Source organism: Variovorax multivorans (genome assembly GCF_051216835.1).
GTDB lineage: Bacteria > Pseudomonadota > Gammaproteobacteria > Burkholderiales > Burkholderiaceae_C > Variovorax.
Genome location: NZ_JBPJZL010000001.1, coordinates 598,970 through 625,102, shown reverse-complemented (window position 1 = coordinate 625,102; position 26,133 = coordinate 598,970). Strand labels below are relative to the sequence as shown.

At 67.4% G+C, this 26,133-nt stretch carries 26 protein-coding genes; 8 read left to right on the top strand and 18 right to left on the bottom strand.

The genetic code is table 11. The annotated features are described in order from the left end of the window. The first annotated feature begins 5 nt into the window (after window positions 1-5). Both ACSFCA_RS02950 and ACSFCA_RS02945 read left to right on the top strand, forming a co-directional pair. Entirely contained in the window at window positions 6-437 is a 432-nt protein-coding gene (locus ACSFCA_RS02950) for a hypothetical protein (RefSeq protein WP_435458562.1), read from the top strand. 97 nt (window positions 438-534) lie between these two features. After that, window positions 535-2,274 (top strand): dipeptidase, encoded by a 1,740-nt coding sequence (locus ACSFCA_RS02945; protein WP_435458561.1) that lies wholly within the window; start codon window positions 535-537, stop codon window positions 2,272-2,274. Between the two features lies 1 nt (window position 2,275). Here ACSFCA_RS02945 and ACSFCA_RS02940 read toward each other — a convergent pair whose 3' ends face one another. The 6 genes from ACSFCA_RS02940 to ACSFCA_RS02915 form a co-directional block, all read right to left on the bottom strand. After that, entirely contained in the window at window positions 2,276-2,593 is a 318-nt protein-coding gene (locus ACSFCA_RS02940; protein WP_435458560.1) for a chaperone modulator CbpM, read from the bottom strand. Window positions 2,594-2,595: 2 nt separating this feature from the next. Beyond that, the gene (locus ACSFCA_RS02935) at window positions 2,596-3,558 is read right to left on the bottom strand and encodes a DnaJ C-terminal domain-containing protein (protein ID WP_258354232.1); all 963 of its coding nucleotides are present in this window, start codon (window positions 3,556-3,558) and stop codon (window positions 2,596-2,598) included. Between the two features lie 65 nt (window positions 3,559-3,623). Next, window positions 3,624-4,268 carry a histidine phosphatase family protein gene (locus tag ACSFCA_RS02930; protein ID WP_435458559.1) on the bottom strand — a complete coding sequence of 215 codons (645 nt, stop codon included), beginning with the start codon at window positions 4,266-4,268 and terminating at the stop codon, window positions 3,624-3,626. 13 nt (window positions 4,269-4,281) lie between these two features. Beyond that, window positions 4,282-6,684 (bottom strand): penicillin acylase family protein, encoded by a 2,403-nt coding sequence (locus ACSFCA_RS02925; protein WP_435458558.1) that lies wholly within the window; start codon window positions 6,682-6,684, stop codon window positions 4,282-4,284. A 105-nt stretch (window positions 6,685-6,789) separates the two neighbouring features. Beyond that, window positions 6,790-7,428, bottom strand: a complete 639-nt coding sequence (locus ACSFCA_RS02920; RefSeq protein ID WP_258354235.1) for a CDP-alcohol phosphatidyltransferase family protein — start codon at window positions 7,426-7,428, stop codon at window positions 6,790-6,792. Between the two features lie 76 nt (window positions 7,429-7,504). Further along, complete coding sequence (locus ACSFCA_RS02915; protein ID WP_435458557.1) at window positions 7,505-8,245, bottom strand: glutamine amidotransferase; 741 nt, start codon at window positions 8,243-8,245, stop codon at window positions 7,505-7,507. A 111-nt stretch (window positions 8,246-8,356) separates the two neighbouring features. Between ACSFCA_RS02915 and ACSFCA_RS02910 the strand changes: the two genes are divergently transcribed. From ACSFCA_RS02910 to ACSFCA_RS02900, 3 genes are read left to right on the top strand one after another with little or no spacing between them, the layout of a single operon-like run. Then, window positions 8,357-8,818: a hypothetical protein gene (locus tag ACSFCA_RS02910; protein WP_258354237.1), complete on the top strand. Its 462-nt coding sequence runs from the start codon at window positions 8,357-8,359 to the stop codon at window positions 8,816-8,818. Next, on the top strand, window positions 8,819-9,283 hold the full coding sequence (locus ACSFCA_RS02905; RefSeq protein WP_435458556.1) for a ribonuclease HI family protein: 465 nt from the start codon (window positions 8,819-8,821) through the stop codon (window positions 9,281-9,283). It begins immediately after the preceding gene. Window positions 9,284-9,316: 33 nt separating this feature from the next. Further along, window positions 9,317-9,571, top strand: coding sequence for a DUF3297 family protein (locus ACSFCA_RS02900; protein WP_093055689.1), 255 nt, complete (start codon window positions 9,317-9,319; stop codon window positions 9,569-9,571). Window positions 9,572-9,577: 6 nt separating this feature from the next. Here the strand turns inward: ACSFCA_RS02900 and ACSFCA_RS02895 are convergent, their stop codons facing one another. The 6 genes from ACSFCA_RS02895 to ACSFCA_RS02870 form a co-directional block, all read right to left on the bottom strand. Then, window positions 9,578-10,477, bottom strand: a complete 900-nt coding sequence (locus tag ACSFCA_RS02895) for a DUF2272 domain-containing protein (protein WP_435458555.1) — start codon at window positions 10,475-10,477, stop codon at window positions 9,578-9,580. Window positions 10,478-10,610: 133 nt separating this feature from the next. Next, a complete protein-coding gene (locus ACSFCA_RS02890; RefSeq protein ID WP_435458554.1) occupies window positions 10,611-11,387 on the bottom strand; it encodes a DeoR/GlpR family DNA-binding transcription regulator in 777 nt (258 codons plus the stop codon). A gap of 132 nt (window positions 11,388-11,519) precedes the next feature. After that, the gene (locus ACSFCA_RS02885) at window positions 11,520-13,727 is read right to left on the bottom strand and encodes a phosphocholine-specific phospholipase C (RefSeq protein ID WP_435458553.1); all 2,208 of its coding nucleotides are present in this window, start codon (window positions 13,725-13,727) and stop codon (window positions 11,520-11,522) included. Window positions 13,728-13,764: 37 nt separating this feature from the next. After that, window positions 13,765-13,944, bottom strand: a complete 180-nt coding sequence (locus ACSFCA_RS02880; protein WP_435458552.1) for a hypothetical protein — start codon at window positions 13,942-13,944, stop codon at window positions 13,765-13,767. Between the two features lie 52 nt (window positions 13,945-13,996). Next, the gene (locus tag ACSFCA_RS02875) at window positions 13,997-16,069 is read right to left on the bottom strand and encodes a LamG-like jellyroll fold domain-containing protein (RefSeq protein WP_435458551.1); all 2,073 of its coding nucleotides are present in this window, start codon (window positions 16,067-16,069) and stop codon (window positions 13,997-13,999) included. A gap of 250 nt (window positions 16,070-16,319) precedes the next feature. Further along, on the bottom strand, window positions 16,320-16,814 hold the full coding sequence (locus ACSFCA_RS02870; protein WP_435458550.1) for an SRPBCC family protein: 495 nt from the start codon (window positions 16,812-16,814) through the stop codon (window positions 16,320-16,322). A gap of 154 nt (window positions 16,815-16,968) precedes the next feature. Between ACSFCA_RS02870 and bla the strand changes: the two genes are divergently transcribed. Further along, on the top strand, window positions 16,969-17,856 hold the full coding sequence (gene bla, locus ACSFCA_RS02865) for a class A beta-lactamase (RefSeq protein ID WP_435458549.1): 888 nt from the start codon (window positions 16,969-16,971) through the stop codon (window positions 17,854-17,856). On the opposite strand, the gene ACSFCA_RS02860 is transcribed toward bla, so the two are convergent. Both ACSFCA_RS02860 and ACSFCA_RS02855 read right to left on the bottom strand, forming a co-directional pair. Beyond that, entirely contained in the window at window positions 17,857-18,726 is an 870-nt protein-coding gene (locus ACSFCA_RS02860) for an amidohydrolase (RefSeq protein WP_435458662.1), read from the bottom strand. Between the two features lie 43 nt (window positions 18,727-18,769). Next, window positions 18,770-19,204, bottom strand: a complete 435-nt coding sequence (locus tag ACSFCA_RS02855; protein WP_258354247.1) for a DUF3806 domain-containing protein — start codon at window positions 19,202-19,204, stop codon at window positions 18,770-18,772. 153 nt (window positions 19,205-19,357) lie between these two features. Here ACSFCA_RS02855 and ACSFCA_RS02850 point away from each other — a divergent pair, with 153 nt between their 5' ends. Together ACSFCA_RS02850 and ACSFCA_RS02845 are read left to right on the top strand one after the other, a co-directional pair. Beyond that, entirely contained in the window at window positions 19,358-20,689 is a 1,332-nt protein-coding gene (locus ACSFCA_RS02850) for a DUF2325 domain-containing protein (protein WP_435458548.1), read from the top strand. Window positions 20,690-20,823: 134 nt separating this feature from the next. Then, window positions 20,824-22,026: an NAD-dependent formate dehydrogenase gene (locus ACSFCA_RS02845; RefSeq protein ID WP_435458547.1), complete on the top strand. Its 1,203-nt coding sequence runs from the start codon at window positions 20,824-20,826 to the stop codon at window positions 22,024-22,026. A gap of 11 nt (window positions 22,027-22,037) precedes the next feature. Here the strand turns inward: ACSFCA_RS02845 and ACSFCA_RS02840 are convergent, their stop codons facing one another. The 4 genes from ACSFCA_RS02840 to ACSFCA_RS02825 all read right to left on the bottom strand — a co-directional run bounded on the left by ACSFCA_RS02840 (window position 22,038) and on the right by ACSFCA_RS02825 (window position 26,085). Next, complete coding sequence (locus tag ACSFCA_RS02840; protein WP_435458546.1) at window positions 22,038-22,952, bottom strand: LysR family transcriptional regulator; 915 nt, start codon at window positions 22,950-22,952, stop codon at window positions 22,038-22,040. Window positions 22,953-23,040: 88 nt separating this feature from the next. Continuing rightward, entirely contained in the window at window positions 23,041-23,955 is a 915-nt protein-coding gene (locus ACSFCA_RS02835) for a bestrophin family protein (protein WP_435458545.1), read from the bottom strand. A gap of 39 nt (window positions 23,956-23,994) precedes the next feature. Continuing rightward, a complete protein-coding gene (gene trhA / locus ACSFCA_RS02830) occupies window positions 23,995-24,618 on the bottom strand; it encodes a PAQR family membrane homeostasis protein TrhA (protein ID WP_258354252.1) in 624 nt (207 codons plus the stop codon). 27 nt (window positions 24,619-24,645) lie between these two features. Beyond that, window positions 24,646-26,085: a glycerophosphodiester phosphodiesterase family protein gene (locus tag ACSFCA_RS02825; RefSeq protein ID WP_435458544.1), complete on the bottom strand. Its 1,440-nt coding sequence runs from the start codon at window positions 26,083-26,085 to the stop codon at window positions 24,646-24,648. Window positions 26,086-26,133: the final 48 nt, after the last annotated feature.

Below are 26,133 nucleotides of genomic sequence, written 5' to 3'. Positions count from 1 at the left end.
TCTCCATGACTGAACAGAGCAGTTGCTATTCGCTTCGCTGCGGCCTCGTGACGAGCGAAGCGGTTGACCGGTGCCCGCAATGCGGCGGACGCATGCGATCGGCAAGCCAAGTCCGCCGACTGGGCTGGGTGCTGGTGGTGCTCGGGGTTCTCCTTGCCGCGGGAATGGGCGCGATTGCTTACGCGCTGGCGCCGAGCATGCTGAGTCCCGGGGTGGCCGATGCGCAAGGCGCGCGCTTCACGGGGACCGCGATGCAGGGGAGGACGGTCCTTGGCCTTTTCGGCGTTGTCATCTTGTTCGGCTTCCTGTGCATTGCCAACGGCGCCTGGCAGATCGTCAAGGGACAGCGCAGCAAGTGGCTGGCGATCGCAACGCTGGTGATGGTCGCGCTTATCGTGCTGAGCACCTGGAGAACCATCTCCGTATTGCCGGGCTGATTCCGCAACGTTTCTTCGTAGTGCGCAGGGCCCTGTCGCAACGCGTGGCTCGGGTATCGTCGAAGGCTTCCATTTTTGTGAAAAGGGAGTCACGCACATGCTGCAATTTCGCTTCTCGTTGCCAGCCTTCACCATGGGCTTGATGGCAGTTGGCCTCACCGCACCGGCCTTCGCAGAGACGCTCAAGAAACCCGCGCTCGACCAGTTGGCCGCGGCCTGGCAAGGCGGCAAGCCCGCCTCCAGCTTCAACGCTTTTCTGGCCCAGGCGGAGAAGGCCAACCCCGAGCTGAAGCCCGCCGTGGCCGCCTATCGCAAGAAGGCGCCGCTGGCCGGCGACGACCTCACCAACATCGCGCGCCTGCTGGGCCTGTACAACCGCCTGCACAACCAGAAGGCCGTGATCGCAAGCCTCGGCGCCATGGTGGCGCTGCCGACTGCGCGCAACGTGCAGATTCCGCCGCACGAGAACCCGACGATCATCGACTTCGGCAAGCTGGTCGAGAAGATGGCGCGAGACTTCGGGCTTGCGTACCGCAACGTCGACAACCGCATCTTCGAAGTCAGCCTGAAGGGCAAGGGCACTGAAGAGTTCGGCATCCTCACGCACTCCGACGTGGTGCCCGCGGTGCTGTCCGAGTGGGTGCTCGACGACGGCACGAGGCTCGATCCGTTCACCATGGTGCGCGTGGGCGATCGCCTCTACGGCCGGGGCACCATCGACGACAAGGGCTCCATCGCGGCCGTGCTGTACGCAATGAAGACGGTGAAGGAAAGCGGCCTGCCGATCCAGCGCACCATGCGCCTGATGATCGAGACCACCGAGGAAACCGGCGGCGACGCCATGGAGTACTACCGCGGCAAGGTGCCGCTGCCGGCCTACAACATCGTGCTCGACAGCGGCTACCCCGCGGTCGTGGCCGAGAAGGGCGCGGGCTCGCTGAGCGTGTTCTTCCCGGCAGAGAAAACCGATGGCGCAGTCACCGCGATCACCGACATGGGCGCAGCCGCAGCGGTCAACGCGATTTCGCAGACCGCCACCGCCACGCTCAAGGGCGGAGACCTCGCTGCGGTGCTCGCAAAGCTCGAAGCCGCGAAGCCGGCCTTCCTGCAGAAGTACGAATCGCAGGGCGGCAAGTTTGCGATTGCCGTCACGCGTGACGGGGACAGCATCGCCATCAAGGTCACGGGCACCTCGGCCCATGGCTCGGAGCCCCAGAACGGCGTGAATCCGCTGCCGCGGCTGGGCCTGTTCCTGCTGGAGTCCGGCGTGACCCTGGCCGATAACCAGTTCCTGAAGGCAGTGAAGTACGTCGATGCGCTCTACGGCACCGGCTACCTTGGCGAGAAGATCGGCCTGGGCTACAGGGACGACTTCATGGGGCCGCTGACCTTTTCTCCCAATCTGATCCGCACCGGTGCCGACGGCCGGCTGGTCGTGGCGGTCAACACGCGCATGCCGCGCGGCCGCACGCCCGAAGAACTCAAGACGCAAGTCACCGCGAAGATCAATGACTGGGCTGCGGCGAACAAGGCCAGCGTCGAGATCAAGTACGACCAAGGCAACTGGATGGCGCGCGACCCCTCCGGTCAGTGGCTGGCGACGCTGCTCAACATCTACGGCGACACCACCGGCCTCGAGGCCAAACCGGTATCCGCAGCCGGCGCCACCACGGCCAAGCAGATGCCCAACGCGATCAGCTTCGGCCCCGGCATGCCCGGCAAGAAGTACACGGGGCACAACGCCAAGGAGTACAAGGAAGTGCCCGACCTCGACGCCGATCTGCAGATGTTCACCGAGATGCTGGTGCGCATCGGCAACCTGCAGCAGATGCAGTAGCTCAGCGCAGGCCGCGCGCCTGCAGCACCGCCTTGAGCCGGCGCACCTCGTACTGCAGGTCGAGGATCAGCGCGGCGGCGTCGAGCCCCACGCCGAAGTCGCGCTCCAGCCGGCGAGCTTCGAGCGCGTGCTGCAGGTCGGCGCTGGAGAACTGCCAGCGCTCGGGCTGGGTCTCGGTCGTTTCGATCCGCAGGATGCCGACCTCGACCAGTTGCACGACCCAGGCGGTGTCGGCGCCGACGGCGTGCGCCAGTTCACTCGCCGCGAGCGGTTGCGAGGCGCTGACGGCGGTGGCGGTTGTGACGGTGAAATTCACCATGCTCAGACTCCCAGATGCTGGCGTGGGTGGAACGATGCCGTGGCTTGCGCCAGCTGTTCGTAGGCCTTGCGCGCATCGTCGCTGTCGGCGGGCGGCAGCGCAATGTCGAGCAGCAGGTACAGGTCGCCGGGCGTCTTGCCTGCGAAGCCCCGGCCCTTGAGCCGCAGCTTCAGGCCGTTGCGCGCGTTGCGCGGCACGGTCACTTCGACCACGCCGCCGGTAGGTGTTGGCACCTGCACCTGCGCACCCAGCGCGGCCTCGGTGGGTGTGATGGGCAGCGTCATGTACAGGTCGCGCTCTTCCACGCGGTACAGCTTGTGCGGTGCGATGCGCACTTCGAGGTAGAGGTCGCCGGGCGGCTCGCCGCCGTGGCCGGGCATGCCTTGCCCCGCGAGGCGGATGAACTGGCCCGGGTGCACGCCCGGCGGGATCTTCACGCTGAGCGTGCGGTTCTCCCACTGCGGGTGGCCCTGTGCGTCGACCGTCTGCGCACGCAGCGTGATCTCGCGTTCGGCGCCGTTGAGCGCGTCTTCGAGCGTGATCTCGATGGCCGCGTGGTGGTCTTCGCCGCGCGCGCGGAAGTTCTGGCGCGCGGCGCCGCGACGTTCGGCTTCGCCGAACAGCGACGAGAAGAACTCGCTGAAGTCGGCATGGTCGGCCGGGCCCTGGCGCGGACCGCGGTGAAACTCGAAGCCTTCGTCCCAGCCCGGCGGCGGCTGGAAGTCGCCCTCGGGGTGGCCTCCGCGCGCGACGCGGTCGGCCAGCGCGTCGTAGGCGGCGCGCTTTTCCTTGTCGCCAAGCACGTCCTTGGCCTCGTTGAGGTCGCGCATGCGCTTCTCGGCGTCAGGCTCGGTGCTGACGTCGGGGTGGTACTTGCGGGCGAGCTTGCGATAGGCCTTGCGCACTTCGTCGTCGGACGCGGTGCGGTCGATGCCCAGTGCGCTGTAGTAGTCCTTGAATTCCATGGTGTTTGGCGGTTCGTTGGGTGGACGGCGACAAGGCCCGGGGGCTACGGGGGCTATGGGGGCGGCTAGGCCAGGGCTGCGTCGCCGTCGGCTTGCCGCAGCAGCGGCGTCACGGCCCATGTGGGGCCGCGGCGCTCGAAACGCAAGGGCTGCGCATTGCCGAGCAGGCCGATGTCGACAGGCACGCCCAGCAGGGCGGCCAAAGCGTAGAGCGTGCCGCCGTGCGCCACCACCAGCACCGGGGCGGGCAGCCGCAGGGCTGTGTCGAGCGCGTCGCGCGTGCGGGTGACGAATTGCGTGAGCGTTTCGCCACCCTCGGGCTCGCAGGCCCAGTCGATGTTGGCGGACGAGGTGCCGATCAGCGCGCCGAAGTTGCGCTCGCGCAGCGCGGCCTGCGCTGCCGGCACGAGCTTCAGCGTCGTGGCCACGGCGTACGCGGTGTCGTGCGCGCGCCGCGCGTCGCTGCACACGACGGTGCTGATCGGCTCGCCGGCCAGCAGCCCGGCGGCGCGCGCGGCCTGCTGCAGACCAAGCTCGCTCAGGGGCTCGTCCACCGCCTGAAAGATGCGCAACGCATTGCGGCCGGTCTGCCCGTGGCGCAGGAAGTAGAAGTGATCGCAGGCTGGCGACAGCGGTTTCGCCGCCGCGATGCGGATCAGCTCGTCGAGCCCGCTCGCGGCGGTGTGGGAAGGGGCGGTTTGCTGTGACATGGATGGGGTGGTGTCAGTATGCGAGCTGCAGCGGCGTGCCTTCGCGCTGCGCCCGCACATCGGCGGGGTGGAACGGCAGCGGGTGCCACTGCTTGGCCGCAAACAGCGGCAACTGGTCGTAGGCGCGCGGCGAAGCCGGGTCGCTGCTCTGGCCGTAGGTCAGCAGGCCTTGAGCGACCGGGCCGTTGGCGTCGAAGGTCACGACCTGCATGTAGCTGCTGCCATAGTTGACGTTGTAGCCCTTCGGGTCGATCAGCGACTGGCCCTGCGACTCCAGCTTGTTGAGCACGCCCTCGAACTCGTCGCCGCCGTGCAGCGCGATCTTCTGGTCGCGCACCAGGCGCGACTGCGGCACGCCCAGCGGCACGTCGGCCGCGAAGCCGGCGGTGCGCAGGATGCCGACCGCGTCGCCCAGCGCCTTGAACACGGCCTCGCGCGTGGCCGGCGTGGCCATGTCGAGCCCGGCCGGCGTCGTCACCGGCTGCGCGGGGTCGAACGGCACGCGCCAGACCTTCGGCACGTCCTTCGTCTTGCGCCAGAACTCGCGGAACAGCGGTGCGCCCTTCGAGTCGGCATTGCTGGTGCGGTCCCAGGCGGTGAGCACGCGGCAGCCGAGCGTCTGATCGGTGGTGAGCGTGTTGCCGGCGGCGCTGCAGGCGGCCTGCAGGTCGTTCATCACCAGCATGCCCGCGAGGTTCCTGTCGCGGAAGATCACGCTGCGCAGCTCGGCCGCGCCCATGCGGTTGCCGGGCAGGCCGTCGCCGCCCGCGAGCCGGCCCCGGATTTCCATGATCGCGCTGCGCGTGCGCAGCCGCTGCGGTACGCCCACCGGGCCCACCAACGGCGACACGCCAGCCATCGGCGCGGTGTCGGGGTTGCTGAGCCAGAAGCTGTCGTTGCTGTTCTGCACGTAGTCCGGTGTGATGAGAACCGGCATCCGCGTCGGCGCGATGATGCCGGGCGCGGCGGCCGCGCTGTCGCGGTTCCACGCGCAGGCGCTGCGCGAGCCGTCGAGCACTGGCAGCCCTGCCGCGTTGAGCAGCGCGGCAGCGGCGGGCGAGGGCGCGCAGCTCTTGAGCATGTCGGCCGATACGTCGGGCACGACCGACAGGTCGGCGTACATCGCGTTGCCGTCGCGGTCGGCCGCGATGGTGTTGATCCACGGCATGCCCTGGTTGCCCATGGCGGCACGCAGCTCGGCCACGTTGCGGGCCAGCGCCATCTTCATCCAGCTCTCGGCCGAGCGCACGTTGAGCGTGTTGGCGTCGCGGATGGCGTAGGCCTTCTGCGCGGTCCAGCCCAGGCCGGCGCGCGGCAGCGAGATCACCGGGCCCCAGTCGGTCGAATAGAAGGTGTGCTGCACCGGCGGCGTGCCGCTGCCAGTTGCCGCGGCGGGCAGTGCCACGGTGCGCGCGACCATCTTCTTCGGCTGGCCGTCGACCAGGTACACCGTCGGGTCATTGGGGTCGAGCTTCAGCTCGTACAGGGTGAAGCGCTTGCCGGTCGACACGGTGTGCGTCCAGGCCACGTCCTTGTTGAAGCCGATGGCCACCACCGGGCTCAGGCCGCCGGTGGCGCCCATCACGTCGAGCTTGCCGGGGATGGTGAGGTGCATTTCCCAGAAGCGGTTGGTGCCGGTCCACGGAAAATGCGGGTTACCGAGCAGCAGGCCACGGCCGTCCGGCGTGGCGTTGCGCCCGAAGGCCCAGCCGTTGGAGCCGAGCTCGCCGCCCTCGGGGTTGGCGTTGAAGCTGTGGCGGCCGATTTCGGCGACGGCTTCCTTCAGGTCCACCGGCGCGGCGCTTGTTTTGGCGCCGGGGGCGGGCGGCACCGCGGTGAGCACGGCGCCGGCCAGCGCGCCCAGGCCGCCCTGGATCATCGACATCTCGGTGGCGCGCGACAGGTCGCCGGCCGTCATCGGCCGCACCCAGGGCTTGCCGCGGCAGGCTTCGGGCAATCCGTTGGGGCCGGCGTCTTGCAGGTAGCGGTTGTAGCCGGCCACGTAGCCGCGCAGCGCGGCCTGCACGTCGGGGCTCGTGGTAGCGCCTGCACGCGCCAGCGCGGCGTCATCCATGTGATAGCGGATGAACAGGTCGATCTGCGCATTCGGCGCGCGGCCCAGGCCCAGGTCGCCGGTGTTCTGCGCGCCCAGGAACTGCGAGCGCTCGCCGCGCAGCGTGAGCAGGTGCTCGGCCGTCTGGCAGACGTTGTCCTGCGCATGCGCATAGGCGCTGCCGTACGCCAGGCCCTCGTAGTCCGGTGCGGTGATGTGCGGAATGCCGAAGGTGGTGCGCTCGATGGTCACGCTACGCCCGCCGGGCGGCGGCGTGCTCGCGCAGGCGGCAAGCAGGGCGACCAGGCCCACGGAAAGGGCCGTGAGCGAAAACCGGGAAGGCGTGGCGTTCTTCGATGTCATGCGGGCGTCTCTCTTATTGGAAAGGAACAAGGAAGCCGATTAAAGGACGTACCTTTGCCGCGCGTTGTCACAAGCGCGGCACGCCGCGCCGAGTCGAGTGAGCGGTCAGAACTTCGGGATTCGCAGCGTCTTGCTGATCATGAGCGTGCCCGAGAGCGCGAAGAGCAGCGTGAGCGGATGCAACTGCCACGGCCCGATGACCCAGGCGCCGCCCCACAAGGCGCTGCCGATGTGGCCCTGCCAGGCCGCGTATGCCAGCACGCCCACCAGCACCACGCTGGTCGGGATGGGGGTGCCCTCGAAGTACTTCACCTTGTCGGAGCCGGCCGACAGTGACTCGGCCGTCACGTTGAAGCGCGCGAGCCGGCTCACGCCGCAGCCCACGAAATAGATCAGGATCACGCAGTCCCAGCCGCCGTTCAGCCCGGCCGCGAAGCCGAGCGCGGCGGGCGCCATGCCGAAGGAGATGATGTCGGCCAGCGAGTCGAGCTCGCGCCCGAGGGCGGATTGCGTCTGGCGCCAGCGCGCGATGCGGCCGTCGAGCACGTCGAAGATGAACGCTGCCGGCGCGAGCGCGGCCGACCACAGGAACTGCGCGAGCGACTGGCTCGCCATGAAGGCCATCGCGAGGAACACCGCGCCCACCCCGCAGGCTGCATTGCCGAGCGTGAAGGCATCGGCCAGGTGGAATTCCCGGAGCATCGAAAAATGCTTGCGGGTCGGCGCGGGGGAGGGAGTGGTCATGAAAGAGGGGTTGGGCAAACGGCGAATGGACCGCACCTTAACCGAAGCGAAACGCGCTTCTTGTCAGCGCAGGGCGTCAGACGCCGTGATGCGCTTCGACGATCCGTGCGAAGCGCCCGAGCAGGCTGGCTGCTGCGTCGGTCTGGATCACGTGCTCGCGCAGTGCGGCCGGGTCGGTGCCGGCGCGAGCCAGGCCGTCGGCCAGCTGGTCGATGTAGTCGCGCATGACGTCGGCATCGAACTCGGGGTGGAACTGAACGCCCCAGGCATGTTCGCCCGCACGGAACGCATGCACCGGCTCGTGGTCGTTGCCGGCCAGCCGCACAGCACCTTCGGGCAGGCGCAGAGCGCTCTGCCAGTGCACCGCGTGGGCCGGGAATTGCGCGGGCAGGCCGCGCAGCAACTGGTCGGTAGCGGCGGCATCGTCGAGCGTGACGGTCACGGTGCCGACCTCCGCGCCCTGCGGGTGGTCGCCGGCCTCGCCGCCGAGCGCATGCGCGAGCAATTGGTGGCCGTAGCAGATACCGAGCACAGGCGTGTCGCGCGCCACGAGTTGCGCGAGCCAGGCGGCCGTGGTCTCGCTCCAGGGTTCGCGGTGCGACACCATCGCGTGCGAACCGGTGACGACCGCGCCCGACACCTCGGCCGGGTCGGGCAGGGCGTCGCCGCGGCGCGGGTCGACCACCAGCAGAGGCAGCGCGCGCGTGTCGAGCCCGTCGGCAATCCAGTGCTCGAAGTCGCCGCGCCGCGTGCGCAGGGCCTCGAAGGTGTCTCCAAGCTTGACGATGACGAGCGGGTGCGGGCGATGGTTATCCATGCCCGCGATCATGCCGCAGGTGCGCAACGCGCTCGCAACGGCTACAGTGGATGACCCCGGGGCGGTTCCCGGGTGTTTGACCTGACTGCAACCCTGCCGAAAAATCGACCGATGCGCACCTTGGCTGCCTCCCTCACGATCTTCGCTGCGGCGCTGGGCGCACAGGCGGCTGAGGTGGTGCGCTGCACGGACGCCAGCGGGGCCATCTCCTACACCAACGTCGCCTGTCCGGCGGGCAGCAAGCAGTCGCGGCAGGTGCCGATCCTCGAATCGCCGCCCGCCGAGGCGCGCCGGCCAGACTACACACCGGCGCCGACCCCCGCAGCACCGATTGCACCGCCCAGCCAGGTGGCCAGCAATCCGCCTTCGGGCCCGGCCATCATCCCGCGCTATCCCGCCGACACGCAGCCCGCGGCTGCCGATCCCCCGGCCGTCGTCATCCTGAGCCCCGATCCGTACTACGACGGCGTGCGCCCTATCCGACGTCCGCCGCCGCATGTGAACGACCCGGGGCCGCCGCCCGGCCAGCGGCCCTGCCAGAACCTCGCGGGCATCAAGCGCGGCAACTGCTGAATGAGTGCAGGGGAAGCCAGGCCCGATAGCCTCCCGTGGACCGTCTACTGCGACGGCAGCGCCATGCCCAACCCGGGGCGCATGGGCATCGGCGCCGTCATCACCGCGCCCGACGGAACGCGCCACACGCTGTCGCAAGCCACGCATGCCACCGGCTGCAACAACGAGGCCGAACTGCGGGCGCTGACGCTGGCGCTGCAAGACCTGCGCGAGCGCGGTGCGACGGCGGTGCGGGCCTACAGCGACAACAGCATCCTGGTCGAACAGCTCGGCCCGACCGGGGCGAAACCGATCGAGCGCCTGGCCGACCTTTTCGACGATGCCCGCGCCTTGCTCGGCAGCTTCGACGACGTGCGCGTGCAGTGGATTCCGCGCCACCGCAATGGCGAGGCCGACGCGCTGGCACGCGCCGCCTTGGGCTTCGCGCCCAAGCCGCCTGCAAGGCCCGCGAAGAAGCGGCGATAGGGCAGGGCCCGGGAGCCCCTATCATCACGCGCCATGACAGAAGCCACTCCCCGCCCACCCCTTCCCGACCACCTCTCCATCGATCCGCGCAGCCCGCACCACGTGGCCGCCGCCTTCGAGCATGACATCGGCATCCGTTTCAACGGCAAGGACCGCCTCGACGTCGAGGAATACTGCATCAGCGAAGGCTGGATCAAGGTGCCTGCAGGCAAGACGCTCGACCGCAAGGGCAAGCCGCTGCTGCTCAAGCTCAAGGGCACGGTCGAGGCGTACTACAAGGAAGCCTGAGCGCGCTCAGCGCCACTGCAGCAGCAGCGACCAGGGCTGCCGGCTCATGTGGCGATCGATGCACCCTGGCGCGCCCGGCGTGCATCCCTCGGGCAGGTAGCTCGGGTCCAGCCAGCGCGTGCCCGGCGCAAAGTCGAGCCGGCGCCGCGTGACCGACTGCAGCACGTTGCCGCCCACGGTGTCGAAGCCCGTGGCATCCACGGCCACCACCACGTCGCAATGCATGGGCAACGGCTCGCCGCCGGTGTCCCGCGCGGCCAGCACTTCACCGATCTTGTCGAAGGTATCGAACCCGGCGCCCGCGCCGCGTGCCTGGCAGACCAGGTCGCCGACGCGCGGTGGCGTGCGCCTCAGGTCGCAGGCGCGCAGGGCGTAGCGCGTGGGGCGGCCCACGGTCTCTTCGATGCCGGCCTGCCACGCGGCGCCCGCATAGTCGACATGCGCCTCGGAGAACACGAACTCGTCGTCCGCCAACCCGGCCTGCCGCGCCAGCCAGCTGATGAAGGCCGCGGACCAGGGCGTGTCGATCACCGCGACCCGGCTCAGCGCGGCCTGAACGGCGCGCAGCTCCACTGAATCAAGTCCCTCGTCGGGTCCGACGCCCATGCCCCGCAGGCGCCCGGCCGTCGCCTCGTTCAACGCCTGCATCAGCAGGTGCCGGTCGGCGCCCCGCAGTGCGCCGAAGCGCACGAGCGACGGGAGTTGCGGATCGACGGCCTGCCAGTAGCCCAGCACCCGCTGCCATGGTGCGAGGCCCGGCACCGTGCGGCGCGTGTCCTCGGCCTCCGAGTCGCCGGCTTCGGTCATGCGGCCTTCGGCGTCCATGGCCTGACTGCCGAAGGCCGCGTGCTCCTGCAGTGCAAAGCCCGCCATTGCGACGGCGCGCGACGGTGAAGGGGCTTGCATGGCCGTTTCGAGGCAGCCCGATGCAGCGGAAGCCAGTCCCGGCGCGGATGCGAGCAAGAAGGCTGCGGCACCCAGGGCCGCCATCGTCCATCGCGAGGCAGGGGAAGCGTCCGCTCGCAGCATGCGATGCGCCTCAGGCCACTATCACCCGCTCGCACGCTTTGCGCAGCGCCGACAGTCCCGGCAGCTCGCGCGCCTTGGCATCGGTGACCACTACATCGATGTCCGTCGTTCGCGCATAGGTCACGCGGCTGGCCTGGCCGATCTTGGCGTGGTCGGCCAGCAGCACCAGCTGCTGCGCCTGCTCGGCCATCGCGCGTGCCACGGTGGCTTCGTGGTGCTCGAAGCTCATCGCGCCGTGCTTGGCGTGCAGACCCACCGGCGACAGCAGCGCGACGTCGGCGCGATAGCGGCGGATGGCCTCGACCGTGGTGTCGCCGCAGGTGGCCTGCGCCTTCACGTCGATCTGGCCACCCAGCAGGATGGTCTGGTTGCCGGTGAGCCGGCCTTCGCCCGCGCCCGCGAACTTGAGCGCGATGTTCAGCGAGTTGGTGATGACCGTCATTCCGCTCAGCGTGCCGATCTCTTCCGCGCAGATCGACATGGTGCTGCCCGCGTCCATGAAGATGGTCTGCCCCGGCCGCAGCAGTGCGACGGCGGCCTTGGCAATGGCGCGCTTTTCGCGCTGGCGCGCCACCAGCCGCACCGCGAGCGGCGGCTCGGGCTCCGCCTTGATGGCAACGGCGCCGCCGTGCACGCGGCGCAGCTCGCCCAGGCCTTCGAGTTCGAGCAGGTCGCGGCGCACCGTTTCGCGCGACACCGTGAGGTCCTGCATGATGCGCTCGACGCTGAGTCGCGAGAAGGTGGCGAGCAGGCTGCGGATGCGCAGGAATCGTTCTTCTTGGAGCATGGAATGCCGGCGTAAAAAAGAAAAAGGGCGGCGTCAGTGTGACAGCCGCCCCGGTTGCACGTGAACAGGCACAGGGGCCGTGCAATTGTGCCGCCCAATATCCCGATGCAGGTGCGTTGGCCCCGTCCGCTGTCAGAGATCGGCGAGGCCCATGGCCGGATCGCTCACCGAGTGCTTGCCGGTTTCGACACGGCCGGCAAAGCGGCGGTAGAAGGCCGGGTCGGCATCGCAGGTAACGGCGAAGTCGTACCACTGGCCGCTGCTGGCCAGCACCCACAACTGCTCGGCCTTGCCGCCGCCGTTCACCGTGGCGTTCCACGGGCCGTCGTCGCGGTAGGCCTTGGCACGCACCGTGAACTTGCAGGCGGCCGTGCCGCTGTTGAGCATTTCCACGTAGACATTGCCGTTGGCGATGTCGTAGCACACCCGCACCTCGGGGTTGGGTGTGCCACCGGCGCGAAGCCGGTTGAGATCGCCCTTGAAATGACGGTGGAAGCCGTTCGGCCCGAGCACCCACAGGTCATAGAAGCCGCTGTTGTCGGTCGTGGGGTTCCATGCGTCGTCGAGCTGCTTGCCGGGCTCGACCATGTAGCGGCGTGGCAGGCGGTCGAGGTTGAGCTTGTCGTACACGTGGAACACGGCTGCGGCCTTGCCGCTGTTCTTGAAGACCAGCCGCATCTGGCCCTTGATGGTGTCACTGCGTCCGCTCACGTGCAGTTCGTAGGGCAGGGCGCGCGACGGGCGCGTGCCGGTGGCCTGGCGCGGCAACTGGGGGTCGAGCGGCAGTGGCACTTGCGGAAGGGCCTGCTGGTCGGTGCGCAGCTTGGTGGCGGCGTCCTTGGTCGTGCGTCCCGCCAGAGCGGGGAGCGCCTCGTTGTTGGGCGTGGCGAAGTTGAACGCGCTCGTGAGGTCGCCGCACACCGCGCGGCGGAACGGCGAGATGTTCGTCTCCTTCACGCCGAAGCAGGCTTCGATGAAGCGCAGCACCGAGGTGTGATCGAAGGCCTGCGAGTTGACCCAGCCGCCACGGCTCCAGGGCGAGATGACGTACATCGGCACGCGTACGCCGGGGCCATACACGCGTCCGTCGGGCGCGGGCTGGCCGGTGGTGCCGGGCGGCTTCGGATGCGTGAAGCGCTCCACTGCGAGATCGGCCTCAGGCAGCGTGGTCTTGCCGGCCATCGTGCCGTCGGGGTTGATCGAGGGCGCGGCCGGCGACGGGTAGTGGTCGAAGTAGCCGTCGTTCTCGTCGAAGTTGATGAGCAGTGCGGTCTTGCTCCACACGTCGGGCGCGGCGGTGAGGGCATCCAGCACTTCCTGGATGTACCAGCCGCCCTGCACCGGGCTCGAAGGTCCCGGGTGCTCTGAATAGGTGGCTGGCGCGATGATCCACGACACCTTCGGCAGATCGCCGCTCTTGATGTCCTTGCGGAACTGCTCGAGGAAACCGCCGTCGGGCATGGTGTTGGCGATGCCCTTGTACAGCGGGTCGCGTGCGTCGTCGCTGGCCCGGTCGTAGGCGGGCGATACGTCGTCGTTGCTCACCTGCCTGCCCGGGGCTTCGTTGGCCTTGCGGTACTGCTTGAAGCCGGCCAGTGGGTTGTCGGTGAAGTTGTCGGGCATGTTCTGGTAGATGAACCAGCTGACATTGGCTTCCAGCAGCCGCTCGGGATAGGTCTTCCACTCGTAGCCCGTGGTCGAGGGGCCGATGTCGTCCCACTCGTTGACGACCGAGGCCACGCCCGCGACACCGGTGCCGATCTGGCCCGAAGGGCCGTTGGTGCCGGTCCAGTGGAACATGCGGTTCGAGTTGGTACCCGTGTGCATGCTGCAGTGGTAGCCGTCGCACAGCGTGAAGGCGTTGGCCAGCGCGAACTGGAAGGTGACTTCGGCTTCCTTGAAGTAGCCCATCGACGCATTGTTCTTGTAGCGGGGCCACTGGTAGGCGCGCCCGCCGTCCCAGGCGTTCTGGCCGTCGCTCCAGGAGTGCGGGGTGCCGCTCACGCGTTGCGCGTTGCCTTTGCGGCTGTCGAGGTGGTAGGGCAGGATGGGCTTGCCGGTGGCATCGCTCTGCTGCCAGACATTCAGGCCCTTTGGCAGCGGAATCGTGAAGCGATCGCCGAAGCCGCGCACGCCCATCAGCGTGCCGAAGTATTGGTCGAACGAACGGTTCTCCTGCATCAGGATCACGATGTGCTCGACGTCCTTGATCGTGCCGGTCTTGTTGTTGGCCGGAATGGCGAGTGCGCGGCGGATGCTGGGCGGAAAGGCCGAGAGCGCGAGAGCGGCGGCGCCGGTCGTGGCCGTGCCGGTGAGAAATTTGCGACGTGAATTCGTCATGGGCTTGTTCTTCTGGTTGGACATGGTTCGGCGGGGCTCAGGGGGCGCAGCTCTTCACGGGGGCAACACCGGTGTCGGGTTGCGTCGGCGTGGTGGGGGGCGTCGGCGTGCCGCCGACGAAGCCGCCACCTCCGCTGCCGCCACCGCAGGCGGACAGGACGCAGGCCAGGATGAGCGCGGGCACGAGGCGCGCGCCGGGAAGGGTGTGAACTTGCATGGTTTGATCCTCTGGAATCGTTGTTGTCTTGGGGCTCGGGGGGTGATCGGGGTCAGGGCAGCGTCGACAGCGGCGTGCCCGACTTGAAGATGCTGGTCAGCTCGTCGTTCGTGAGCGCGCGGTTCCAGATCGCGAAGTCGTCGAAGTCCATGGCACCGCGCGGCGAGGAGGTTTCGCGCTGGTAGTAGAGGCCGGTGCCGTCCTCGTTCAGGCCCAGGCCGTTGCCCAGGCCGCCGAGCTTGTCGACCAGCGCGCTGGTGATGGCGGTGCTGTTGGTCTGGATGCCCCTGACGGGGTCCATCACGTAGCCCTTCATCGTGAGTGCGGCCTTGTCGATCACCACCGCCACGTAGGCCCACTGGCCCGCGCTCAGGCTGTAGCCGTTGCTGTCGGCGCGTGCGCTGCCCGTGCCTACGTTGAAGCGGATCTCGCAGCTGCCGAACAGTCCGATGGCCAGGCCCGCGTTGCCGCCGGTGGTGTAGTTCTTGTTGCCGATCACCGTGCCGCCATTGCTCACGCCCTGGCTGCAGGTGTTGTCGGTGCGCATCCAGAAGCCGATGGTGAAGGCCGTGACGGCGGGGTTCGTCGTGACGTCGCTGTTCTGCACCAGGCGATAGCCGGCCATGCCGCTGGCGTTCTTCACGGTGCTGTCGACGCGCAGCGCCTTGGCCTTGTTGGGTGCCGGGAAGCCATCGTCGATCAGCGTGCCGCCGTTGGCGTCGGCCGCCCACGGTGCGAGGGTGGAGGCGTTCTTCGTGTCGACGCCCGGCAATGCGTTGAGCGGGTAGTAGTTGACCAGCCCGTTCGCCAGCGTGGCGGCGAGCGTCACCGGCGGTTCCGGCGGTATCGGCTTGACGTAGGCGATCTGCGCGGTGAGTGCCACGGTGGCCTCGTTGGCGACGACCGCGTACTGGAAGGTGTACGGCCCGTCGCTCTCGGCGACGATAGGGTCGATGTAGGCATTCGAGCCGGCCGGCAGCGTAGCCACCAGCTTGCCGTCACGCAGCACCTGCACTGGCGCGGTCGTGGTGCCAGCGAGCGTCCACGACAGTTCGATGCTGCGCTTGTCCGCACCCGTCTTCGCCGAGAGACCACGCAGCGACGTTGCCGCCTGCAGGGCCTGGCCGTTGAAGCGGTAGTCGGCGGCCGCAGGCAGCGCGCCGAGGTGACGCAACACGGTCGGCGCGATGTCGGTGGCGGCAGCGAGCGCGAGCAGGGTGGTGTCGGTGGGCGCAGCCGTGCCGACACCGGGCTGCGCCGCGAGCGTCTTGTTGCTGGCGATGAAGATCGTCTTGTTGTCGTTGTCCTGCACACCAGTGGCGCCGCCGAAGGCGTCGAGGCCGTGGCCGGTCGTGAGGATCACGAGCCAGTCTTCCTTCGGATCGTTGGCAGTGCGCTGCGCGATGCGCGCCAGCAACTGGCCCACGCCGGCGGCGGTGTCGACGACTGCGCGCTGGTAGGCGTCGCTCTTCAGGCCGCTGCCCGCCGCTGTGGCCGGCGCGCCGTACTGCGCGACCAGCAGGTCGTAGCCGGTGTCGATGAGCTGCGCGGTGCGGTCGGTGACGCAGGCGTCGGCACCTGCGCAGTCGATTGCGGCGTCGAGCGTGCCGGCTTCGTTCGCCAGCAACTGCGGATAGAGCGCCCGAGCAGTGACGGAGGCCGTTTTGTAGCCGGCCGCCTTGTTGTTCTGCCTGGCGAGTGCGAAGATCGAGGGCGCGAGTTTGACGTCGATGCGCTGGTCGTTCGTGTCCCAGCGCACGCCGTGGCGCGGTACCCATGTGCCGGTCAGCAGCGTGGCCCAACCCGGGCCGTCCGTGGTGCGCTGTTCGCTCAGCGTGCCGTTGGCGCCGCCGGTCCATGCCGGAGCAACGCGCAGCGACTGCAACGCCGGCACCTTGTTCTGTGCCATGGCATCGCGAAGCGTCGCGTACGCGAGGCCATCGATCTCGACGACGAGTGCCTTGGGCCCGCTCTTGCCCTGGTTGACGGTGGGTGCCGGGTTGCTTCCGCTACCGGGCGACGGTGTGCCAATGGGCGAGAAACCGTTGCCACTACCTCCACCGCAGGCGGTGAGAAGCAGCAGAGCGCACATGCCTGTTCCCGCCAATGCGCGGCGCGTGTTCATTCCTCTGATCATGTTTTCCCTCGAAGTTCTGAGACGCATATCCCGCGGCTGCGCCGAAGGAACGTGGGTGTCTTTCTGTTCTTGTGCAAATAAAGTTATTTACAACAAAACACACAAATACTCTTAATACCTCAGATGCTGCGGTTCTCAGGTGACAGCGGTTTGACAAGCCCCGCGAAGGCAAACCCCCCAAAAAAAACGGGGCCCGAAGGCCCCGTGCGAGAGAAATGAAAAAGAGGAACGCGCCGGTTCAGCGAATCTGCGCTTCGTAGTTCCTCTCGAGCGCCGCGTGGTTCGTCCAGAAGCCCTGCGGCTTGCTGCCTGCCAGCACCTCGATGAGCACGTCGACATGCGCATGCCACCCACCCGCCACGCTGACCATGTCCTTGCGGCTTGCCAGCCGGCGATGCGTGAGCACGAGCTGCGTGGAGTTTCCCTGCGGCGTGAGCTCGAAGGTGACTTCCGACGGCGCAGGGCCTTCGTCCCAGCTGATCGTCAGCAGCGTCGGCGCTTCCATGCGCACCAGCCGCGACTTCTGCACGATCGGCTGGCGGCACTCTGCGTAGCGATCGGGGGCTACTTCGCCAGTGAGTTCGGTGTGGTTGAAGCGCAGGTCGAACATCTCGCCCGGCTTCTGCGCCATGGTGCCGTCGGCAAGCCACGCGGCGCGTTTGTCGGGGTCGATCAGGTAGGCCCACACGCGCTCGATGGGGGCGGGCAGCGTGTATTCCATGCGGGAGATCACTTTCGCGATTTCTCTTCGCGCCGCAGTTCCTGCTCCAGCCGTTACAGCGGATACACCCGGGACGCACAACGCCGTCGGGAGGCTGGATCGATGAGGGTGCCGCTCCTAGGATTCGCTTCGTACCATCCACTCGACCAAAGAAAGAGAGAACGAAATGAACCCTCTAGTCCAGCGCCGCAGCCTGCTGCTTGCCGCCTCCGTCCTGCCGCTCGCCAGCGCATGCACTGCGTGGTCTGGCACGGCATCGCAGTCTTCGGCCGAAGCGCAGCTCGCCGCACTCGAAAGCACCTCGGGAGGCCGCCTGGGCGTGGTCGGCTTTCACACCGGCAGTGGCGCACGCATCCAGCACCGGCCGCACGAACGCTTTCCGCTGTGCAGCACCTTCAAACTGATGCTGGCCGCGGCCGTGCTCGAGCGCAGCACCAAGGACAGCGGCCTGCTGTCGAGGAACATCAGCTACACCAAGGCGGATCTGGTCGCCTACTCGCCGATCACCGAGAAGCACGTTGCCACCGGCATGACCGTGGCCGCGATGTGCGCCGCCACCGTGCAGTACAGCGACAACGCCGCCGCCAATCTGCTGTTGAAGGTGTTGGGCGGCCCGCCCGCCGTTACCGCCTTTGCGCGCGGCATCGGCGACCAGACCTTCAGGCTCGACCGTACGGAGCCCGATCTCAACACCAGTATTCCTGGCGACCCGCGCGACACCACCACGCCCGCGGCCATGGCCGACAGCGTGCAGCGGCTGGCGCTGGGTGATGCGCTGGGCACGGTGCAGCGCGACCAGTTGCAGACCTGGCTGCTGGGCAACACCACAAGCACCGAGCGTTTCCTGGCGGGCGTGCCGGCCGGCTGGAGGGTGGGGGATAAGACCGGATCGGGCTCGTATGGCTCCACGAATGACGTCGGCGTGCTGTGGCCGCCGGCCGGTGCGCCTATCGTGCTGTCGGTCTACCTGACCTTTCCGCAGAAGGATGCGAAGGGGCGCAACGACGTCATTGCGTCGGCAACGCGCATTGCGGTGGCTGCGCTGGCAGGCTGATCAGCGAAGGTCGAACAGCGCGGCAGCGTTACCCCAGGCGACGCGTTGCGCTACGTCGGCCGGCAGATCGCCAAGCCAGGTGCGGTAGCCGCGCATCGTTTCGTCATAGGCACTCCAGCGCTGGTTGACCCAGGTGTCGGAGCCGACCATGAAGCGACCCGGGTACTTGAGGATCAGCGCCCGCCACTCGGGGCACAGCCTGCCGCCTTCGCAGGTCAGCCCCGGCCGGTACGAGAGCTCGCCCATCAGCAGCGGATAGCGCTCCAGCAGCGCCTGTACTCGCTCGACCGGTGCACCGCCGATGCCGGTATGCGCCCAGATGAGGCGCAGGGCCTGGCCCTTCGACGGGGCGTTGGCCATCAGCAGGTCGATTGCCACGTCGTCGACGTGCGCAAGCACCGCGAGCTTGCGCTGCTCCGCCAGCACGATCAGCTTCTTCGCCACGGGGCCGTTGGCGTCGGCGCTGTCGTACAGGTGGAACTCTCCGAGCCCGCGATAGGGGCCGCTCGCGGTGCCGCGCGCAAGCTCGGTCTGCACCATCTCGTAGATGGTTTCGTCGCGGAACCAGTTGGTGTAGTCGTCGCGATTGCGGTACAGGCGCACGAAGGGCACCACCGTCACGCCCGCGGCGCGTGTTTCGCGCGCTGCGGCCAGGGTCTGCGTGCCCGCGTTGGGGCGCGAATTGGCAATGATCGCCTTGACGTTGTTGCGCTGTATGCGCGCGAGCGCCTCGGCGGGCGGATAGGGACCGGTGTTGCCGTCCCAGGCTTCCTGGTTGTAGTGCAGGTGCGTGTCGAACAAGGGGCCTGCATAGGCCGGGGCTTGCCCGTAGGCGCTGGGCGCGATGGTCGTGCAGGCGGCCATGAGCATGGCGGCGATTGGCGCAATGGTTTTCATGCGGTTTCGATCCAGGTCAGGCATCCGGGTAGTGCTCGGCCAGCACTTCGCGAACGGTTTCCTGCAGCCCCTCGAACATCTCCGTGACGTTGACTGCCTTGCCGTCCTCGATTCGCTTGGAGATCATGGTCTTGGGAAACAGCAGAAGCGTCGTCTGCTTGTACCGGAGCGCGGGGTCTCGTCCGTACTCGTCCTCGACCATCCACCAGTCGAAATCGGTACGAGTGCTGATGAACACTTTGCCGAATGCGAGGCCGAGCGCCTGAAGGGAGTAGGTGGCTTCCGGCTCGACGAGCTTCGAGTCGATGACTTTCTGCAGCGCGGCAAGGTCTGTCCTTGTACCGGTTAACTCGTGACCGCTGGCTTCGGACACCAGCTCCGACGCGTGCATGAGCTGCGTGGCAATGGCCCGAAGGTCCGACTTTGCGGGCGAAACGATCTTTTGTTCCATGGCGCGAGTATTCCATCCAATCGCGCCGCAGAAAACCCTGGCCACGTGAAGCCGCACACCCCCCTCCGGGACGCACGAAGGCCATTTCGCTATATTCTTGCAGATACGACGAGAGGCCTCTCGCTCCGACTTGCTACCCAGGTGACAAACACAATGCTCAACCCGCCATTCAAACGTCTTGTGTCGGGCCAGACTGCTGTTTCCGAAACGCAGAGTCCGGTTTTCCGCAGTATCGCCGCCTGCTGCGATCCAGTTGTGGATGCGGACGAGCCGGCGGCGAACGGCCGCATCAGGCTTTCCGATCTGGACACGAACTTCTTCTGCTCTTTGATCGGCACCTGCCTGACGACATCCGAACTGCGCAAGCTGATGGCCCGATACGGCGATCTGCAAGGCGTGAGCGACCTGGACATTCACCACGACTCGGTGCGGCTTGCCACGCAAGACGCCGGGGTCGCCAAAGCATTGCAGAAAGCACTGGATCATCGGCACGCCCCGGTCATCCAGCGTGTCTCGAAGATCCACGCAACCTCGGAGCTGAGAGAGTTCTGGGAGGAGGCGCTTCGCCAGGGAGAGATCCCCGGAGCCTACTGGGCCGTTCTCATGCATCGCAAGGCCACGCCCGAATTGAGGAGCAAGGTCTTCGGCGACGTTCACATGCTGTCGCACCTGGTTGGCGCCGCAAATCGGGCGGACATCAGGCGCCTGGTCGCGCTCGAACGGGAGAACACCGAACTGCGCGAGCGGCTTGATCGCCAGCAGGCCAGGTCGCACGAACTCACCGAGGAGCGGGACAACGCGCTCTCGAAGTTGAAGCACGAGCTGATTCATCACGCCGCAAGCCCCAAGGGGGCATCGTTTCCGCTGGATGAACCGGAGCTGGCGGCGCGGATCAGGCAGGAAGAGAGCGAGCGGGCCGCATCCCTGATTGCAGTCCAGACCGGGCGGCGCGAGCGCGCCGAGCAAGCCGCGGTGGCGGCTGTTGCCGAGGCGAACCGGCTCCAGGAAGAGCTGGAGCACCTGCGCGAGCATGCGATCGCGTTGGGTCGTGAACTCGCGGCAGCCGAGGCCCAGCTGAAGCTGAATGCCGGCGAAGCCGCGCCCAGCGCCTATCTCGACAGCCAGCTGCAAGGCCGGCGGATTCTCTACGTCGGCGGCCGGCCGAGTTCGATGCCGGCCATCCGCGATCTCGTGCATCGGCACGGCGGTGAGTTCCAGCGCCATGGCGGCAGGCTCGAAGACCGGTCGGGGCTGTTGGCCTCTGCGGTGTCCTGGGCCGAGGTGGTGGTGTTTCCGGTCGACTGCATCGACCACGAGTCGGTGGACAGCCTCAAGCGGCTCTGCGTGCGCCAGCAGGTCCGGTATGTGCCCCTGCGCAGCGCCGGCATCGGCTGCTTCGCGGCAGCTTTCTCCAGCCCACCAGCCGAGAGCCCGGATGCGCCAGACCTGTCGTCGGGCGGGTCGATCTGCCGGCGCAACGGCTGAAGGCGCCTGCATGGCCTGCCTGATAAGGCAGGCCTATCACGCGGTCGAATCAAACGATTGGCGCCGAAAACGCCCTTCGGAAACCATCTCTCCCGGTGCAGCAATGTTGCTGCAACCCCAACCAGGAGATGAAATTGGCCAAGATTGTTTGTGTGCTCTACGACGACCCCGTCACCGGCTACCCCAAGACCTACGCCCGCGACGACCTGCCGCACCTGGAGCGCTACCCCGATGGACAGTCGCTGCCCACGCCCAAGGGCATCGACTTCAAGCCCGGCACCTTGCTGGGCAGCGTGTCGGGCGAGCTGGGCCTGCGCAAGTACCTGGAGTCCAACGGCCACCAGCTGGTGGTGACCTCCAGCAAGGACGGCGCCGACAGCGTGCTCGACCGCGAACTGCATGACGCGGAAATCGTGATCTCGCAGCCCTTCTGGCCCGCCTACATGACGGCCGAGCGCATCGCCAAGGCGCCGAAGCTCAAGATGATCGTGACCGCCGGCATCGGCTCGGACCACACCGACCTGCAGGCCGCCATGGACCGCGGCATCACCGTGGCCGAGGTGACCTACTGCAACAGCAACAGCGTGGCCGAACACGTCGTGATGATGACGCTGAGCCTGGTGCGCAACTACATCCCCTCGTACAACTGGGTGATCAAGGGCGGCTGGAACATCGCCGACTGCGTGGCACGTTCATACGACCTCGAAGGTATGAACATCGGCACCGTGGCCGCCGGCCGCATCGGCTTGCGCGTGCTGCGCCTGCTGAAGCCCTACGACGTCAAGCTGCACTACATGGACCGCCACCGCCTGCCGGAGGCCGTGGAGAAAGAACTCGGCCTGACCCACCACACCAGCCTGGAGAGCCTGTCGAAGGTGTGCGACGTGGTCACGTTGAACTGCCCGCTGCACCCCGAGACCGAGAGCATGGTCAATGCGCAGTCGCTGAAGAACTTCAAGCGCGGCGCCTACCTGATCAACACGGCGCGCGGCAAGCTGTGCGACCGCGATGCGATAGCCGCGGCGCTCGAAAGCGGCCAGCTCGCCGGCTATGCAGGCGACGTGTGGTTCCCGCAACCGGCGCCGGCCGACCACCCGTGGCGCACCATGCCGCACCACGGCATGACGCCGCACATCTCGGGCACTAGCCTCTCGGCGCAGGCGCGCTATGCAGCCGGCACGCGCGAGATCCTGGAGTACTACTTCGACAAGCGACCGATCCGCAACGAGTACCTGATCGTCCAGGGCGGCGAGCTCGCGGGCGTCGGCGCGCACTCGTACAGCGCTGGCAATGCGACCAAGGGGTCGGAAGAGGCTGCGCGCTTCGCGAAGAAGTAAGGAAAGTCCGCTCAGGTGGGCGGTAGAAAGCCGTCCACCCAGCCTTGCAGATCGAGCTCGCGAAAACGGCGCATGGCGGCATCGAGCAGCGGCGCCCGCGGCTGCTGCCCCAGCAGCACAAGGCCGATGTCGCGCTGCAGCTGCGGCGCCATCGGTATTGCGCAGAGCTGTTCCGCAGACTCCGTCAGGCACAGCACGCTGTGCGGCAGGATGCTGTAGAGCCCAGCCCGACGCACATGCGCCCACAGCGCGGTCATTGAATCCGTCTCGACCTGGGGCACCGCTTCCACGCCCGCCGCCGCAAAGGCTGCGTCCATGCCATGGCGGCATTGCATGTTGGTGGTGAAAAGGCACAGCGGAAAACTCGCCGCGTCCGACCACGACATCGACGTCATGCCCTCGAGCATCGACTTGTCGGCCGCGACGAACACGTAGCGCTCGCGAAAGATCGGCAGAGTCTCGAAGGCGCCCAGCCGTTCGTCGTCGAGGTAGCTGAGCCCGAGGTCGAGTTCGAAGTTGGCAATCTTGCGCAGCGTGTCGGTGGCCGACAGCGTGTAGATCTCGTGCCGCATGCGCGGGTACTGCTGCAGGCAGCACTGCGTGAGCATCGGCACCAGCGGCAGGGAGGCGGGGATCACACCCATCCTCAGCGTGCCGACAGGGTCGTCTTCGCTGGCGCGGGCATCCTGGCGCAGGCTTTCGCAATCGGCCAGCACGCGCCGCGCCCATGCGAGCACGCGCTCGCCGTCCTTGGTGAAGCCCTCGAAGCGCCGTCCGCGCTGGACGATGACAACGCCCAGCTCCTGCTCGATGCCGCGGATCGCGCCCGACAGCGCAGGCTGCGACACATTGCATGCGGCCGCCGCGCGGCCGAAATGCTTTTCCTGCGCCAGCGCGACGACGTAGCTCAACTGTCGAATGAACATGGGTCAACCCTTGTCGGTGAGTCGAACCATTGTATTTTTGGAAATATAACGAAACGGGATCGAGGTTATCTGAAAGAAGGCAGGCCCTTCAGGTTTGCACGTACTCGTCAGGCCCCGGCGCTGACGGCACGGCCTGCGGCTCGCCGATCATCTCGCGCAAGGTCGCTTCGATCGTGCGGGACATCGCATCAAGCGCGAGGTCGTTCGGCGAGGTGCCGAACGGGTCTTCGATCTCGGCTCCAAGTGCCTCGAGCGCGAAGAAGGTGTAGGCGATGAACGCGACCACCACCGGCGTCATCGGGCCGATGGCGTCCACCAGACCGAAGGGCAGCAGCACGCAGTACAGGTAGATCGTGCGGTGGATGATGACCGAGTAGGTGAACGGAATCGGCGTGCCCGCGATGCGCTCGCACCCGCCCAGCGCTTCGGTCAGGCGGCCCAGCGGAATTTCCATGGCCTGGGCGAGCATCGGGTCGAGCTGGCCGCCCTTGCGCTTGTCCCGCAGCCATTCACCGACCATCAGCAGGAGAACGGCCGGCTTGAAGCGCGCGGCTTGCAGGCGGACGCAGTCTTCGGGCGGCAGCAGCCGCGCGAGATCAGCCGAGGGATCGGTGCCGCGCAACTGGTGGCGCAGAGCATGCACGAAGGCGATGAGGCGTAGGGTCGGCGTGCCCGCCTCGTCGGGGGCATCGGCCAGCGTCAGCACCTGCCGCACCAGCGAGCGGGTCTCGTTAAGCAGCGTGCCCCACAGGGTGCGCGCCTCCCAGTAGCGCGAATAGCTCGTGCCGTTGCGAAAACCAAGGAAGATGGCCAGCGTCAGGCCGATGAGCGAGAAGGGCACGAAATTGAGCGGCACCTTCCACTGGAACAACCGACCGTGGAGCACCGTCACCAGCACCGCGAAGGCGGTGGTCCACAAGAGCTGCGGCGCTATGTCCAGCAGGACCGAGCCGCGCCACACGAAGAGCATGCGCAGCCAATGAGGGCGGGGTCGGACGATCATCGGTCGGGGATTATCCCCGCACGACCGGCCCGCAGGCCCCTACAGCACGAACCAGCCCACCGCCACGTAATGGCTCGCAGTGCCTGCCAGCACGAACAGGTGCCACGCACCGTGCGCATGCCGGAAGCCTTGCCTGTTGCGATAGAACACGGTGCCCGCCGTGTAGAGCACGCCGCCGATCAGCAGCCATGCCAGCCCCGCGCCGTCGAGCCGCGCAGCCAGCGGCACGGCGGCCAGCACGCCGAGCCATCCCATCCCGATGTACAGCGCCAGCGAGGGCTTCTTCTGTCCGCTGCCCTTGGCCGGCATCAACTCGCGCCAGATTCCGAAAAGCGCCGCGCCCCAGATCGTCGCCAGCAGCAGCCAGCCCCATGGGCCTTGCAACGTGACCAGCGCAAAGGGCGTGTAGGTGCCGGCGATCAGCAGGTAGATGGCGCAGTGATCGGCGCGCTCCCACATGCGCTTGAGGCGCCCGCGCGTGCTGTGAAAGAGGGTGGAGGCCGCATACAGGGCCACGGCCGAGAGTGAGAACACCAGCGCTCCCGCGATGCGCGCGGGGTCGCCGGTGGGCAAGGTCTTGGCGAGCAGCAACGCCGTTGCAGGCAGCGCGAGCAGCAGGCCCAGCAGGTGGCTGTATCCGTTGAGTCGTTCTCCGGGGTACATCGTGCTGGCTGCCTTTCGTGCTCTGCCTCAGCGGCCCGTTTCCTTCAGGTAGGTCTTGCGCGCCGCGAACGCCGTGTTCGCGAAGTCCGAGAACACACCGTCGATGCCGGCGCGGAAGTACGCCAGGTACTCGGCCGTCGGGTCGCCCTTGTAGATCCCGGCCAGGTACTTTGCCTCATTGCGGAAGGTATAGCTGTGCACGAACAGGCCGGCCTTGTGCGCATCGGCGATCAGGCTGGTGGGTTTGATGGTGTTCACGTCGGCCAGGCCCTTGTTGGGCGTGACGAAGGGCACGATGGTGTGGGCCATGACTTGCGGCTTCCACGGGCCGATGCCGTCGGCATAGGTCTTCACGTCGGCCAGGCCCGCAGGCGTGAGCATTTCGCCGAACCACTTGGGGTTGCCGGCCAGCGTCCAGCTGTAGGGGCGGCCGTCGACGAAGGTGTAGACGTCTTTGGTGACGTAGATCATCTCGCCAGTCTGGTAGTTGACGTCGTTGCCGTCCACCAGTTGCACGGCGCGAGCCTTCATGCCGGCCGAGCGCAGGTACTTCAGGCTCTCGGGCTCGAAGCTCTGCACGAAGATCGGCGCGTCCTTGCGGTTGAGATCGTTGAAATTCATGATCTTCAGCAGCGCGTCTTCCAGCGGATGGCTGCCCGCCGGGCCGCAGCCGTTGGCGATGGCCTGCGCGTTGTTCCAGATCGGGTTCTTGGTTTCCGGATACACGGTGAGCGTGCGGCCCGTGGAGGCGCTCTTTGCCTTGGCGATGTCGATCACTTCCTGGAAGCTCAGGATCGGCAGCTTGCCGTTGAGGTCGGTGGGGCGCTGGTCCCGGGCGTCGTAGGTGGTGCCGCGAATCCACTGGCGCAGTTCGTCCATTGTGAAGTCGGTGATGGACCAGTCGTTGGTGTGGTCCTCGCCATCGACGATGAGCGACTTGAGCACCGACTTCGGATCGCTCGGATCGGTCAGGTCGCTCAGGTACTGGGCCGGGCCGTTGGCCTCGATGGCCGGGTACTTCACGTTGACCAGCACGCCCGGCACGGTGCGCTTGCGGCCCGCGACGGTGGTGTTGGTCGTGGCGACGTCGGCGATGTTGGTGTTGTCGCTGAGCCAGGGGTTGTGGCGCGCGACGAGCACGCAGTCCTTGGTGAGGTGCAGGTCGGTCTCGAGCGAATCGGCACCGGCATCGGCCGCGGCTTCGTAGGCGACCTTGGTTTCTTCGGGGTACAGGCCTGGCAGGCCGCGATGGCCGATGACCAGGGGCATGGAGCCGTCGAGCGTGCCCAGCGGGGCGGGGGCAGGGGGAGCCGGGGCTGGTGCGGGCGCCGGTGCCGGCGGGAGGACCGGGAACGAGACACCTCCGTCGTTGCCGCCACCACAGGCGGCTATCACGAGGCAGCCACCGATGGCTGCGATGGCGGCGCGAACCGGCCGGGGCGCGGGTGCGGGGACGCTCTTTGTCATGTGCGGTCTTCGAGTGTTTGTTGAAAGAGAAACGAAAGCCGCCGAATG